General features: G+C 70.2%; 13 protein-coding genes. 2 read left to right on the top strand and 11 right to left on the bottom strand.

Translation table 11 applies throughout. The features are described 5' to 3' along the window. The 6 genes from ACIBLC_RS32985 to ACIBLC_RS32960 form a co-directional block, all read right to left on the bottom strand. Window positions 1–942, bottom strand: a complete 942-nt coding sequence (locus tag ACIBLC_RS32985; protein WP_399215020.1) for a type II secretion system F family protein — start codon at window positions 940–942, stop codon at window positions 1–3. 31 nt (window positions 943–973) lie between these two features. Beyond that, window positions 974–2,314, bottom strand: coding sequence for a CpaF family protein (locus ACIBLC_RS32980; protein WP_399215019.1), 1,341 nt, complete (start codon window positions 2,312–2,314; stop codon window positions 974–976). A gap of 26 nt (window positions 2,315–2,340) precedes the next feature. Beyond that, on the bottom strand, window positions 2,341–2,718 hold the full coding sequence (locus ACIBLC_RS32975) for a TadE/TadG family type IV pilus assembly protein (RefSeq protein WP_399215018.1): 378 nt from the start codon (window positions 2,716–2,718) through the stop codon (window positions 2,341–2,343). Window positions 2,719–2,729: 11 nt separating this feature from the next. Beyond that, window positions 2,730–4,346, bottom strand: coding sequence for a CpaE family protein (locus ACIBLC_RS32970; RefSeq protein WP_399215077.1), 1,617 nt, complete (start codon window positions 4,344–4,346; stop codon window positions 2,730–2,732). A gap of 270 nt (window positions 4,347–4,616) precedes the next feature. Next, a complete protein-coding gene (gene cpaB / locus ACIBLC_RS32965; protein ID WP_399215017.1) occupies window positions 4,617–5,330 on the bottom strand; it encodes a Flp pilus assembly protein CpaB in 714 nt (237 codons plus the stop codon). A gap of 73 nt (window positions 5,331–5,403) precedes the next feature. Then, complete coding sequence (locus ACIBLC_RS32960; protein WP_399215016.1) at window positions 5,404–6,351, bottom strand: hypothetical protein; 948 nt, start codon at window positions 6,349–6,351, stop codon at window positions 5,404–5,406. Between the two features lie 418 nt (window positions 6,352–6,769). Between ACIBLC_RS32960 and ACIBLC_RS32955 the strand changes: the two genes are divergently transcribed. After that, a complete protein-coding gene (locus ACIBLC_RS32955; RefSeq protein WP_399215015.1) occupies window positions 6,770–8,464 on the top strand; it encodes a chitinase in 1,695 nt (564 codons plus the stop codon). A gap of 78 nt (window positions 8,465–8,542) precedes the next feature. On the opposite strand, the gene ACIBLC_RS32950 is transcribed toward ACIBLC_RS32955, so the two are convergent. Then, the gene (locus tag ACIBLC_RS32950; protein ID WP_399215014.1) at window positions 8,543–8,968 is read right to left on the bottom strand and encodes a hypothetical protein; all 426 of its coding nucleotides are present in this window, start codon (window positions 8,966–8,968) and stop codon (window positions 8,543–8,545) included. 4 nt (window positions 8,969–8,972) lie between these two features. Beyond that, the gene (locus ACIBLC_RS32945; RefSeq protein WP_399215013.1) at window positions 8,973–9,557 is read right to left on the bottom strand and encodes a hypothetical protein; all 585 of its coding nucleotides are present in this window, start codon (window positions 9,555–9,557) and stop codon (window positions 8,973–8,975) included. Between the two features lie 583 nt (window positions 9,558–10,140). Between ACIBLC_RS32945 and ACIBLC_RS32940 the strand changes: the two genes are divergently transcribed. Beyond that, entirely contained in the window at window positions 10,141–11,508 is a 1,368-nt protein-coding gene (locus ACIBLC_RS32940; RefSeq protein ID WP_399215012.1) for a M14 family metallopeptidase, read from the top strand. Between the two features lie 93 nt (window positions 11,509–11,601). Here ACIBLC_RS32940 and ACIBLC_RS32935 read toward each other — a convergent pair whose 3' ends face one another. The 3 genes from ACIBLC_RS32935 to ACIBLC_RS32925 all read right to left on the bottom strand — a co-directional run bounded on the left by ACIBLC_RS32935 (window position 11,602) and on the right by ACIBLC_RS32925 (window position 14,365). Continuing rightward, window positions 11,602–12,237, bottom strand: a complete 636-nt coding sequence (locus ACIBLC_RS32935; RefSeq protein ID WP_399215010.1) for a hypothetical protein — start codon at window positions 12,235–12,237, stop codon at window positions 11,602–11,604. 81 nt (window positions 12,238–12,318) lie between these two features. Next, window positions 12,319–13,815, bottom strand: a complete 1,497-nt coding sequence (locus tag ACIBLC_RS32930) for a GntP family permease (protein ID WP_399215009.1) — start codon at window positions 13,813–13,815, stop codon at window positions 12,319–12,321. 139 nt (window positions 13,816–13,954) lie between these two features. Beyond that, the gene (locus tag ACIBLC_RS32925; protein WP_399215007.1) at window positions 13,955–14,365 is read right to left on the bottom strand and encodes a RidA family protein; all 411 of its coding nucleotides are present in this window, start codon (window positions 14,363–14,365) and stop codon (window positions 13,955–13,957) included. Window positions 14,366–14,367 lie beyond the last annotated feature (2 nt).

Here is a 14,367-nt window from a genome sequence, read left to right as displayed (position 1 = left end):
TCACACTTCGATCTTGCCGAGACGGCGGATGACGAAGAAGCCGACGGTGTAGAGGCCCAGGGACAGCAGCACCAGGCCCTGGCCGAGCGGGGAGCCGGTGACGCGGGCCAGGGCCCCCTCGTTCGAGGAGTTGATCAGCACGAGTGAGCCGATGCCGAGGAACGGGACCGTGAAGGCGGTGGCGTTGACCTCGGAGAGCATGGTGCGCACCTCGCGGCGGGTCTCCTTGCGGTCCTCCAGGGTCTGGGTGAGGTTGCGGAGCGAGCTGACGACCGATCCGCCCGCCTTGTTGGCGAGGACGAGGGTGGTGACCAGGACGATCAGCTCGCGGGAGGGGAGACGTTCGGAGAGCTCGGCGAGGGCGTCCTCGACCGTCCTGCCCATCGTCAACTGGTCGGCCACATGAGCGAGTTCCTCGCCCGCCGGGGCCTCCAGCTCCTCCGCCGCCATCGCCAGGGCGGTACGCAGCGCCAGTCCCGCCGCCGTCGCGTTCGCCAGCAGGCGTGCCACGTCGGGGAGTTGGCTGATGAAGTCCTCGATACGTTTCTGGCGCTGCCAGTTGAGGAAGACCGCAGCGCTCCAGACGCCCAGGAGAGCGGCGATCGGGCCGAAGAAGGGAGCCAGGGCCGCTGCCGCGATCAGCCAGAGCGCCACCACCACGGCGGTGACGTAGGTGAAGAACTCCCCCGCCGTCAGATCGAGTCCGGTCGCCGAAAGACGCAGATGGATCGATCGGCCGACCCGGGTACGGCGCAGCCGTCGGTCGACACCCGCGAAGCGGCGTACCCGGCCCGCGGCGGTGCGCAGGGGGCCGGTGCTGGAGAGCCGGTCGACCAGTGCCTGGCGCTGGGCGCGTCCGGAGGCGTACGCGTGGACGCCCGCGACCGCGAGTGTGCCGCACAGGACCGTCGCGCCGAGGGCGAGCGGGGCGGAGTTGCTCATGGCTCACACCTCCTGAAGGTGATCACGGACCTCATCCGATGGCCTGCCTCGTGTTCAGTACGTCGTAGGCCTCGGCCACGCCGAAGGCGGGCGGCAGCGACTCACCCGCGACGTACAGCTTCTCCGCGACCGAGCGCGGGAGCGGGAGGTGCTCGAAGTAGCCGTGGACGACCCGGTCGGGGCCGACGGGGCGGGGGACGAAGCGGGTGACGGGCGCGATGCGGAACTGTTCGCGGCCGTGCGAGACCAGCAGCGCGATCTCCGTGACCTTGCGGGAGCCGTCGGCGTGCCGGGAGAGCTGGACGACGACCTCGACGGCCGAGTTGATCTGGTCCTTCAGCGCCTCGAAGGGGATCTGGACCTCGGACATCGAACCGAGGGTCTGGAGGCGCATCAGCGCGTCCTCGGCGGAGTTGGAGTGGACCGTGGCGAGGGAGCCGTCGTGGCCCGTCGACATGGCCTGGAGCATGTCGAGGGTCTCGCCGCCGCGGACCTCACCGACGATGATGCGGTCGGGACGCATGCGCAGGGAGTTGCGGACCAGGTCCCGGATGGTGACCTGGCCCTTGCCCTCGACGTTCGGGGGTCGGGACTCCAGGCGGATCACATGCTCCTGCTGGAGCTGGAGTTCGGCCGAGTCCTCGATGGTGATGATGCGTTCGTGGGACGGGATGAGCCCGGACAGCGCGTTGAGCAGGGTCGTCTTGCCGCTGCCGGTGCCGCCGCTGACGATGACGTTGAAGCGGGCCCGCACGAGGGCCGCGAGGAGCATGAGCATCTGCTCGTCGAGGGAGCCGAGGCCGATCAGCTCCGGCAGGGTGAAGGCCCGGGGGAAGCGGCGGATCGTGAGGGTCGGGCCGGTGAGGGCGAGCGGCGGGATGATGACGTTGACGCGTTCGCCGGTGGGGAGGCGGGCGTCGACCATGGGGTTCGACTCGTCCACGCGCCTGTTGACGGTGGAGACGATCCGCTCGATGGTCTGCATGAGCTGGTCGTTCGAGGCGAAGCGGAGCGGGAGTTGCTCGACGCGTCCCGCTCGCTCCACGAAGATCGAGTCGGGGCCGTTGACCATGATCTCGGTGATCGACGCGTCGGCGAGCAGCGGTTCGAGGACGCCGAGTCCCAGCGCCTCGTCGACGACCCGGCGGATCAGCTGGGAGCGTTCCGCGGAGGACAGGACGGGGCCCTCGCGGCTGATGATGTGGCCAAGGACGCGTTCCAGCCGCGAGCGGCGTTCCGTCGCGGCCAGGCTCGACATCTCGGCGAGGTCGATCTCCTCCAGCAGTTTGGCCCGGTAGACGGCGACGAGGTGTCCGTCCTCACGGGCAGGCCCTCCCTCGTCGGGGGCGGCGATACGGGAACGCAGGCTCATGGCTTCGGCTCCTCTCGTACGAGCGGTCAGTCGTCGGTGGGCATGGTCGCTTGGCGCGACATGGACACGTCGTCGAAGAGGGGGATCACGGAGGGGACGGTGACGGAGACGGTGGCGGTGGTGAGGTCGGGGCCCTCGGCAGCCGAGACGACCGGGTTGAGCCAGCCGCTCACAGCGGCCTGACCGGCCGCGTCGCCCGCGCCGCTGCCGTCCTGCGAGGCGACCCGCGCGGCGGCCCGCGCCCCGGAGCCGGCCTGGTTGATGCCGTACCCGATGAGGCCCAGCTGGACGGCGGCCATTCCGACCACCAGGAGGATGGGCAGGAAACCGACGAACTCCAGGATGGAGACGCCTCGGTCGTCACGGAGCCCGCGCCTCGGTTTCCGTACCCGTGGGCGTCTCATGGGAAGCCTCATCAGTCATCGCCCTCCAAGGCCGCGCCCGCCTCTCCATGCACCGTCCACCCGGCGTCGAACCCCGGGAAGAACAGCGGCACCTGGACGGTCACGTCGGCCGTCATCAGCGAACTGCCCGGAACGCAGCCGATCGTGGCGCCGCTCCAGGCGTTCGGCAGATGCTCGCTCCCCGCCGCCTGGCACGCCCCGGGATAGTCGCCGTTCACGGCGTACGCCGCCGTCGCCGCCCGGGCCGCCTCGTCCGCCGCGTTCCCGGCGAGGGAGTACGAGTAGCCGTACAGCACGCACTGCCAGAGGATGGTCATGACGACGAGCAACAGGGGGAACATCCCGGCGAACTCGAGGGTCACCGCTCCTCGGTCGCCGCCCTTGCGCCGGAGCACCAGCGCGCCGCGGTCCGTGGGCTGGGCCTTGCGTCGTCTGCCGCCGCCCCCGCCCTCCTGGCCGACGACGAGGCCGAGTTCGCCGGCCAGTGCCCACAGTGCCTGCTTCACCGTCGAGCGGGCGTCGAGGTCCTGGAGCCGGCCCGCGTCGACGACGGACTGGAGTTCCTTGAAGGCGGCGGGTACGGCGGCGCGGGCGACCCTGGTGCCGGTGACACGTTCGACGAGGGAGGGCTGGATCTCCGTACCGCGGGAGAAACGGTTGACGACGGTGGTCGTCTCCTCGGCCTTGCGGATCTGGAGGCGGTCCCACATGCGGATCATGCGTTTGGCGGCGCGCACGGCGATGACGTCGGGCGTGACCAGCAGCAGCGCGTGATCGGCCATCTCGATGGCGGCGGCGGTCGCGGAGTTCATCTGGGAGCCGCAGTCGACGATCACGACGTCGTTGCGGGAGCGCAGGGTGCCCAGGACCTGGCGGGCCACCCGGTCGGTGACCTCTTCGCCGCGCTCGCCCTCGGAGGGGGCGAGGAGCAGGCCGAGGCCGGTGTCGTGGATGTAGACGGCGTCCTGGAGTACCCGGGGGTTGATGTCGCTGATCCCGGCGAGGTCGGCGATCGATCTGCGGAACTGGACGTCGAGGTAGGAGGCCACGTCGCCGGACTGGAGGTCCAGGTCGACCAAGGCCACTTCACGCCCCGACGCCCGTGCGGCCAGGGCGAGTTGTACGGCCGTCACGGTCGCGCCGACGCCGCCCTTCGCGCCGGTCACCGTGACGACGGTGCCACCTGGCCCGGCGTACAACTCCGGTGTGCTGCTGCCCAGATGGCGGCGCATGCCGAGTGACCAGGCGGCGGCGGCCTGGACGCGTTCCGCGAGGGAGTCGTAGGCCAGCGGGAGGCCGACGATGCCGCGGGCGCCGGAGTCCATGGCGGCGGTGAGCACGGCGCTGCCGGTGTCGGCGGTGACGAGGACGACGCCGACCGCGGGAAAGCGCATCACCAGGTCCCGGATCAGCTCCAACGCCGGGACCGGGCCTATCCGTTCGTGGACGAGGACGACCTCGGGCAGCTCGTCCAGGGACTCCGCGGCGAGCCGGGCGAGGGTGTCCAGCAGGGCCGTCGAGTCGGGGACCGGCGGGGCCGGTTCGGCGTCGGCGAGCTGGCTCAGCAGGGTGGTGAGCGCGCGGGCGGAGTCTATGTCGCCGACGGCCGGCAGGATTCGGGTGGTCATCGGAGGCACCTGCGCCTCGTCGTCACGGCCCGGTCCGAGGTCGCCGACGCCATCCGCGGGATCGCCGACGCCAACTCCGCCGAAATCGGCGCTGCCTTCGCGGTCACCGACGCCCTCCGCGCGGTAGCCGACGCCGACTCCGCGGTCGCCGGCGCCGTCCTGGCAGTCGCCGCTGACGCCGTCTTCGCGGTAGCCCACTCCATCTGCGCGGTCGTCGCACGCGACGCCACGGATACCACGCCCGGCCTCCTGGTCGTCATGCCCGGCCTCCTACTTGTCCTCGTCGAGGGTGTACGTGCGGTCGCCGGGAGCGACGACGATGTCCGAGCCGCCCGCCACCAGGGCCAGCCGGACGTGTTCGGCGAACGACTCGGCGTACGCGACGCGTTGGGCGTCCGCGGTGCCGAGCGCGAAGGTGATGGGGACGGCCTGGGTGGCGGTCCTGCTGCGGTCGGCACTGGACTGGCCGGGGTCCAGCGCGGTGATCTTGCCGACGTCGATGACGCGGGCGTTCTCGACGATGACCTTGGACTGGTCGACGCCCTTGTCGCCCTCGGCCTCGAAGGTGGCGTAGATGTTGACCCGCGAACCCGGGTTGATCTTGCCCGCGACACCCGTCGACGCGTCGATGAGGATCGCGATCTCCTGCTGGCCCGTCTCCAGCGCCGGCCGGTCCACGATCATGTCGGTCTGGAGCAGGGAGCCCTTCTCCAACTGGGTGACCGCGATCTTGCCGCGGATCTGGGAGAGGTCGGTGACGGCCGTGGACGACAGCCACCGCTCGGGCATCTCGACCTTCTCGAACTGGTCGGCCGACAGGTTCTTGTAGGGCGCGATGTCGCCCTTCAGGCGGTACGCCGCCACCTCCGGGCCGACCTTGGAGTTCACGTCACGGATCACCGAGAGCACTGCGGCGAAGGCGCCCATGGCGCACAGGGCCGAGAGGACCAGCAGGATGACGCCGCGGCGCTGGCGTGAGTTCATGATCCGGACAACCTCGATCGTGGGGCGGAGACGGCGGGGTCGAGCGGTCGTACCTGGTGTTGCTCGGCGGTGCTTACGTGGCACCCGGGGGCAGGGCACGCACATGAGAGGCTGCCCGCGTGGGGGGAGCCGGAAGCTCGGATGAAGATGAAGGTGCCGACAGCGACGACCTCGTCACCGAACGCGACGACGGCACCGTCACCGGCTGGGACGAGGGCGGTGACAGCGGCGCCGCGCAGAACCCGCAGCGGTCACCGATGAGTTCGAGCCCGCACCAGTGGCACTGCTCCCGCCGGACGGACGACACGAGCTGGTAGAGCACGGACACGTCGTACAGCCCGGCCGCGAACTCGACGAGTTTGCCGGTCCCCCACCAGCGGGCCGACTCCGCCGGCAGCGGTACGTTCGCGACGCCCTGCACACGCCAGGCGGGCGCGAGCGTCTCGGTGACCCAGTCGGAGGGTGCCTGACCGGTGGCGGTGAGCAGCCGGGTGCCGAACTCGGGCCCCGCGAGCTCCTCCTGGCCGACGCGCACGAGCTGCGGTCGCGGATTGGCCAGTACGGCGAACTGGGCGCCCGGCACCCACGACTTGGCGTGGGACTTCAGGGACACCGGGATCCGGTCGAGCTTGGCGACCGAGCCGAGCAGGGCGCCCGCGTAGATGTAGTGGGCGAGCAGCCGGGCGGCGGAGGCGAGCACGCCGGGACTGAAGTCGCAGACCGAGAGCTGCCTCAACTGCTGGGCCAGCAGGGCCACTCCGAGCGGCGGCAGGTCGATGCCGAGCAGGGCGATGCGGTCGCTCTCCAGGACCGATCGGACGGTGCGCAGCCGCTGGGTCACCTCGTCGGAGGCGGAGGCCGGGGAGAGCGAGATGACGTACCCGTGCTGCTCGATGAGTGCGTGCATCCCCAGGAGGGAGCTTTCGAGGGTGTCGAGGGGCTGGACGACCGCGGCCGGAGTCTGCCGGTCGTTCGGTGGGAGCACCAGGTCGGGACTGGTGACGGCTATCGCGGTCGGCACGCTGCACACACCCCGTTCGCTGCGGCGGGCCGTTCACTGCGGCGGAGTGGTCAGCCACCGCCCCAGATCGCCCCTGTTTCGCCATGGACCATCACATATGGACACAGATCGCCACGGTGACGCCCTCCTGCATCAGCACCATATCCACGGCATGCCCGGCTCAACACCGACTTCGCGAGATCAACTCACGGAAGGTGCGGGCTTGATCAACGGAGAGTGAGAGGAATATGCCACAACTCGGCCCGGCGGCACGGGTGTTGGGCACCGGGGCCGAGCGTCGGCCGCCAGAGGTCTTGACAACCCAATTGGTCTGGACCAGCTTGTACCCCACGACGGTGGCCACCGTTCCGTATCCGCTCCCCGAATCTCTCCCCATCCCTCCCCCTCACCGGAGGTCCCAGTGGACCGCGTATCAGGCATGCCCGGACGCAGACGTACCTGGGCGGGACTCCTCGCCGCCGCCGTCACCGCTTCTTTCCTCACCGTCGCCGGCCTCGCCACCGATGCCTCGGCCGCGGACATCAACAACGCGAAGAACGCCGGCTACGAGTCGGGCCTGGCCAACTGGACGTGTTCGGCGGGCAGCGGCTCGACCGTCTCCTCGCCGGTGCACGGCGGCGCGGGCGCCCTGAAGGGCACGCCTGCCGGGCAGGACAACGCCAAGTGCACGCAGGCCGTCGCGGTGAAGCCCAACTCGACGTACACGTTGAGCGCCTGGGTGCAGGGCGGGTACTCCTACCTCGGCGTGACCGGCACGGGTACGACGGACGTGTCGACCTGGACGCCCGACTCGGCCGCCTGGAAGCAGCTGACGACGACCTTCACCACGGGGGCCTCGACGACCTCGGTGACGGTCTACACGCACGGCTGGTACGGGCAGGCCGCCTACTACGCCGACGACCTCTCGGTGTACGGCCCCGACGGCGGCGGGGGCACCGACCCGGCCCCGACGATCCCGGCGGCCCCGGCCGGTCTGGCCGTCTCCTCCACCTCGTCCTCCTCCGTCTCCCTGGCCTGGAACGCCGTGTCGAACGCGACCGGCTACAACGTCTACCGGGGGACCACGAAGGTCCTGTCGGTGACCGGCGCTTCGGCGACCGTCTCCTCGCTGGCCGCCTCGACCTCGTACACCTTCCAGGTCACGGCGACGAACGCGGCCGGTGAGTCGGCGAAGTCGGCCACCGTCACCGGCACGACGACCGCGACAGGCGGCGGTGGCGGCGGAACGCTGCCCAAGCACGCCGTGACGGGCTACTGGCAGAACTTCAACAACGGCGCGACGGTCCAGCGGATCTCCGCCGTCCAGTCCCAGTACGACATCATCGCGGTCTCCTTCGCCGACGCCACGACGACGCCGGGCGCGGTGACCTTCAACCTCGACTCGGCCGGGCTCGGCGGTTACACCGTCGACCAGTTCAAGGCGGACATCGCCGCCAAGAAGGCCGCGGGCAAGAAGGTCATCATCTCCATCGGCGGCCAGAACGGCACGGTGACGATCAACGACTCGACGTCCGCGTCGAACTTCGCCAACTCCGTCTACTCGCTGATGACGACGTACGGCTTCGACGGCGTCGACATCGACCTGGAGAACGGTCTCAACGCGACCTACATGACACAGGCGTTGAGGTCCCTCTCGTCCAAGGCGGGCTCGTCACTGATCATCACGATGGCGCCGCAGACGATCGACATGCAGTCCACGTCCAACGCCTACTTCCAGACGGCGCTGAACATCAAGGACATCCTCACGGTCGTCAACATGCAGTACTACAACAGCGGTTCGATGCTCGGCTGCGACGGCAAGGTGTACTCGCAGGGCTCCGTCGACTTCCTGACCGCCCTCGCCTGCATCCAGTTGGAGGGCGGCCTCGCCCCGTCCCAGGTCGGCCTCGGCCTCCCCGCCTCCACCAGCGGCGCGGGCAGCGGCTACGTCTCCCCCACCGTCGTCAACAACGCGCTGGACTGCCTCACCAAGGGCACCGGCTGCGGGGCCTTCAAGCCGTCCAGGACCTACCCGGACCTGCGCGGCGCGATGACCTGGTCGACGAACTGGGACGCCTCCGCGGGCAACGCGTGGTCGAACTCGGTGGGACCGCACGTGCACGCGCTCCCCTAGCACCGGTTCTCTCCAGTGGTCGAGGGCCGCACTCCCTGCCGGGGGTGCGGCCCTCGCCGTACCGAAGGCGCGGCTCCGCTAGGGCGCGAGCGGGCTGGGGACGGCTTCCGCGACCTGGCCGTTGCCGTCGGCGGGGCGCGGGAAGCGGTTGGTCGCGAAGACGTAGGCGGCGCCGGCCGTCAGCGGTGGGCCGCCGTGTTCCACGGCCACCCGGACCGTGCCGGACCGGTCGCCCTTGCGGCTCTCGCCGACCCGAACCCGGTAGAGGTCCCAGTCGAGGTCGTCGATGCTCTCGCGGCCGGTGGCCTCCAGGACCTCGGCGACGAAGACGTCGTCGGCGGTGTCGGTGACCTGCCGGGGGTCGGCGGGATCGTAGCCGGTCAGGGACTCGGCGGAGCCCGGCCGCCCGCCTCCCCCTGCCCGGTCACCGATCCAGCCGCCGCCGGCCAGCGCCAGTGTCAGCGCGGCGACGGCCGACAGCGCCGCGATACGGGCTCTCCTCATGTCCTCAGCCCCAGAGCCCGTGATAGTTCCGGCGGTCCTGCTTCGTGGGCCTGCCGTCCGCGGGGAGCCGCCCGAAGTCCGCGTCCATCAATGTCGCGTACCGGCCGGCCGACTTGTGGCAGAAGCCGAGGGCGTGGCCCAGTTCGTGCGCGGCCACCACGCGGCGGGCCCAGGTGTCGCCCCGCCTCCTGCCGTCGTCCAGGTAGGCCCGGTTGAGGTGGATGGTGTCGACGCCCGGCCGCGACGTCCATTTGCCGTAGACGTTCTTCCAGCCGGGGCCGGTGCGGTTCACGTCCCGCCAGCTCAGCTCGACGGGCGCGCCCGGACCGGCGGACCTGACGGCGACCTGGGTGAGGCTGCCGGCGGACCAGGCCCTGTTCGCGTGGGCGAGCGCGTCGTTGAACCTGGTCCCGTCCTCCCAGCGGACCTCCCACTCGTGGACGGACGAGCGGTCCCGGGAGTCCTTCCCGCCGTCGGCACACCCGGCCGGGGCCGCCGCGCGCCCGGGGTCCGCGGCCGCGGCGGGCTGGGGGACGGCGAGGAGGACGGTGGCCGCCACGGCGGCGGCTAGTCCGAAGTCTGACCTCATGACGATCAACCCTAGGCACCACCGGGCGGCCGCACCCCGCTCGCGACACCCAGGAGTGACCTCGAAAACGCGTCCGCACCGCCGGTCCACGGGTGCCACGGGCGACCGCCGGCTGAGGCCGCCGCCGTACGGATGAAACATTGTCGCCTCTACCGCTCCGCGTGCCTGCTCACCGCGTGGGACCCGGCGAGAAGAGCGACTCGGGCGCTCACGCCGGGGCAGCTGGAGGGGATCGCCACGGATGGAAACTGGCTGACGATCGACTGAGCCGGGCCGGACGGCGACCCGCGGTGTGAACCGGGCCCCGGCGGCCGAGCGTGCCGCCGGGCCCGAGGCGTACGCGCGTATACGGTCCCCCGTACCCGGGTGGCGCACTCCGCGCGGTGCGTCGCGTTCCCACACCCCCCGGCCCATTTTCGGCCGATTCCCGTTGCCGACCCTTGGCAGTGTCTTGACCTGACCATGCCAGGCCCCCACGATGAGCGCCACACCCGCACCAGGCACGTCGCACGGATCCACCCCCCACCGCTCCACTCCCCTCGTTCCGGAGATCCCGGAACGCCCGGAGAAACAAGGAGACTTCATGCGACTTCGCATTCGCGGCAGCGGCGCCGGACCCACCGGAAACAGACGCCGTCGCCGTACCGCCGCCTTCGCCACCCTGCTGGCGATCGCGCTCGCGGCCCCCCTCACGGCCACGGCCACCAACGCCACGGCCGACGGCGCCAAGGCCCCCGCGGCCGAGTCGGACCCCGTCCGCCAGTACGAGGTGCACACGCAGTCGGACGTCAAGTCCCGTACGGCGATCCAGCAGACGGGCGTGACCGTCGACGAGGTCGACCAGCACGGACTCGTCGTCTCCGGTCGCGCGGACCAGGTCAAGAAGCTGCGCTCGCTCGGCTACGAGGTCTCGCTGCTCGGCTCGGCGCCGGACCGCTCCAGCGCGGCCGACGTCGGGGTTCTCGACTTCCCCTCGGCCGACTCGGGGTACCACAACTACGCGGAGATGACGAGCGACATCAGCTCCGTCATCGCGCAGTATCCGACCCTGGTGAGCCAGCGGGTCATCGGCACCTCGTACCAGGGCCGGAACATCGTCGCCCTCAAGATCAGCGACAACGTCGGTACGGACGAGGCCGAGCCCGAGGTGCTGTTCACCCACCACCAGCATGCCCGCGAGCACCTCACCGTCGAGATGGCGCTGTATCTCCTGAAGGAGCTGACCTCCGACTACGGCACGGACTCCCGTGTCACCAGCATGGTCAACTCCCGCGAGATCTGGATCATCCCGGACCTCAACCCGGACGGCGGCGAGTACGACATCGCCAGCGGCGCCTACCGCTCGTGGCGCAAGAACCGCCAGCCCAACTCCGGTTCCTCGTACGTCGGTACGGACCTGAACCGCAACTGGAACTACCAGTTCGGCTGCTGTGGCGGCTCGTCGGGGTCGACCTCCTCGGAGACCTACCGCGGCGCGTCCCCCGAGTCCGCCCCCGAGGTCAAGGTCGTCGCGAACTTCGTCCGCAGCCGGGTCGTCGGCGGCGCCCAGCAGATCAAGGCGGGCGTCGACTTCCACACGTACAGCCAACTGGTGCTGTGGCCCTACGGCTACACGACCGCCAACACCGCGACCGGCATGACACTCGACGACCGCAACGCCTTCGCCGCGGTCGGCGGGAAGATGGCCGCCAGCAACGGCTACACGCCCGAGCAGGCCAGTGATCTCTACATCACGGACGGCTCGATCGACGACTGGCTGTGGGGCAACCAGAAGATCTTCTCTTACACCTTCGAGATGTACCCGTCGTCCGCCTCCGGCGGCGGCTTCTACCCGCCCGACGAGGTCATCGTCCGGGAGACGTCCCGCAACCGGGACGCGGTGCTGCAACTCCTGGAGAACTCCGACTGCATGTACCGCTCGATCGGCAAGCAGGCGCAGTACTGCGCGTGAGCGCTCCGCTTCGTTCACGGGTGAATGAACGAACCTGAGGTTGGCGGGGAACTGCGGGCCGTACGTGGCCGTTCGCGCAGTTCCCCGCGGCCCTTAAGCGGAGCTGTTCTCGCTGTCCGTGTCGGCGTCCTCGCCATCCTCGCCGTCCTCGAAGTAGGCGTCGAGGACCGCGTCCAGCTGGGTCTCCCACTCCTTGAAGCGGGCCCGGGCCTTCGCCTCGATCTCGATGGGGTACCAGCGGCGGTCCGGCGTGTGCACCGTGATCGTGAACCGCTTCCCGAAGCGCGGCGACTCCGTCTCGACGGCGCCGATCTCCTCCCAGCGGAACTCGGCCTGCTGGTCGTCCAGACGCAGGTGTACGCCACTGTGGTCGGCCTTGATCGAGGCGCGCCGGTCGGAGGCCTCGAACACGGGACCGTCGGCGTCCGCGTCGGCTTCCTCGGAAGCCTCGGCGTCCGACTCCGTCCCGCTCTCGGTCTCCGCGTCGGACTCGTCGTCGGACTCGGCATGCTTGGAGGCCGCCTCCTCGGAGACGGCCTCCTCTGCCTTGATGTCCTCGACGTCCTCGGCCTCGGTCTCGGCGTCCTCGCCCACCGAGTCCTCGGTCTCCGAGTCCTCTGCGGCCGGGGCCGGCTCCGCGGGCACGGGTGACGTGAGCCCGGGGACGTACGCCGGGTCGACCGCGGCGGCATCCAGGGGCTGGCTCTTCGAACCTATGCGCTGCTCCACAGCGCGAAGTATGGTCGACGATCCTGTGTCAGGAACAGCCAGCCCCTACATAGCCGCAAGGCCGTTATACGAAAACAGCTGTTATACGAACAGGCTCACTACGGCCGCCACCGCGAACCCCGCGACGGACAGCACCGACTCCAGGACCGTCCAGGTCTTCAGGGTGTCGCGCTCGCTGATGCCGAAGTACTTCGCCACCATCCAGAAGCCGCCGTCGTTGACGTGCGAGGCGAAGATCGAGCCCGCCGAGATCGCCATGATGACCAGGGCGACGAAGGCCTGGGAGTGGTCGCCCTCGGCGAGCAGCGGCGCCACGATGCCGGCCGTCGTGACGATGGCGACGGTGGCCGAGCCCTGGGCGACGCGCAGGACCACGGAGATCAGGTAGGCCAGCACGAGCACCGGCAGGCCGACGTCGTTGAAGGTGTCCGAGAGGGCCTGGGCGACGCCGCTGGCCTTCAGCACGGCGCCGAAGATGCCGCCCGCGCCGACCACGAGCAGGATGTTGCCGACCGGCTTGAGCGACGAAGTGGACACCGTCTCAAGGGACTTGCGGGACCAGCCGCGCCGGATGCCGAGCAGGTAGTAGGCGAGCAGCAGGGCGATGGTGAGGGCGACGAAGGGGCTGCCGAAGAACTCGATCACCGAGCGGAGGGTGGAGGGGTCGAGCGCGATCGAGGAGAACGTCGCCGCCAGGATCAGCACCAGCGGCGTACCGATGATGCCGAGGACGGTGCCGAGCGGTACCGGGCTCTCGCGCGGCTCGACGCCGGAGGCCCGCTGCTCCTCCCGCACGGCCAGCTTCGCCTCGGCGGCGGCCTCGACCATGTCCTGCGGTACGGCGACGAAGATCCGCTTGCCGATCCAGGCGGAGTAGACCCAGGCGGCGAGCACGGCGGGCAGTCCGCAGACGATGCCCATGAGGATGACCCAGCCGAGGTCGACGTGCAGGAGGCCCGCCGCGGCGACCGGGCCGGGGTGCGGGGGCAGGAACGCGTGGGTCATCGACAGGCCCGCGAGCAGCGGCAGGCAGTAGAGCAGGATCGACTTGCCGGAGCGCTTGGCGGCGGCGTAGACGATCGGCGCGAGGACGAAGATGCCGACGTCGAAGAAGACCGGGATTCCGAAGATGAGGCCGGTCAGGCCCATGGCCAGCGGTGCCCGCTTCTCGCCGAAGAGGTTCAGCAGCCGGGAGGCCAGCACCTCGGCGCCGCCGCTGACTTCGAGGATCGCGCCGAGCATGGTGCCCAGGCCGATGATGATCGCGACATGGCCGAGGATGCCGCCCATGCCGGACTCGATGACGGAGACGGCCGTGGACCGCTGGACCGTGCCGAAGAGTTCCGTCACCGACAGGCCGGCCGACAGGCCGACGGCTATGGAGACGGCGAGCAGCGCCACGAAGGGCTGGAGTCTGAGCTTGATGATGAGGACGAGCAGGAGGGCGATACCGAGGGCGGCGACGGTGAGCAGCCCGGCGGTGCCGTCGATGAGGAGGAGCAGGCCGCCGGTGTGGGGTGGGGTCTCGGGGACGGGGGCTGTGGCTGTGGCTGTGGCTGCGAGCGGATGGAAGCTCAAGGGGGACCTCTTCTTGAGGGCATCGTGCTTTCGGGCAGGGCGAATCGCGGGGCGGCGCCGCAGGGGTGACGGGCGCTGCCCCGTGACGACGTACGGGGTGCGGGTGTGCGGTGGGAACGAGCCTCAGCTCACGGCTGGGTCAGCCGAGTACGGCCAGGGCGTCGATCTCGACGAGGAGTCCGGCCGGCAGGCCGACGTAGACCGTCGTGCGGGCGGCGGGGGGCGCGGTGAGGCCCTGCTCCTCGAAGTAGGTGTTGTAGATGCCGTTCATCTCGGCGAAGTGGTCCACGTCCGTCAGGTAGACGCGGATCATCATCACGTCGTCCCAACTCGCGCCGCCCTCTTCGAGGATCGCCTTGACGTTGGCGAGGGTCTGGAGGGTCTGCTCGCGCAGGCCGGGGCCGGCGGGCGTGGGCGGCTCGCCCTCGACGACCGGGAGGAAACCGACCTGCCCGGCGACCTGGAGGATGTTCCCCTTCCGCACGCCGTGCGAGAACCTGGCCGGCGGAGTGGTGTGCGTCTTGGGGGTGAGGGCGGTCTTCTCAGTCATGC

Source organism: Streptomyces sp. NPDC050535, from assembly GCF_044457665.1.
Lineage (GTDB): Bacteria > Actinomycetota > Actinomycetes > Streptomycetales > Streptomycetaceae > Streptomyces.
Note: the sequence above shows the minus strand (reverse complement) of the source record. Positions and strands in the feature narration are given on the sequence as shown.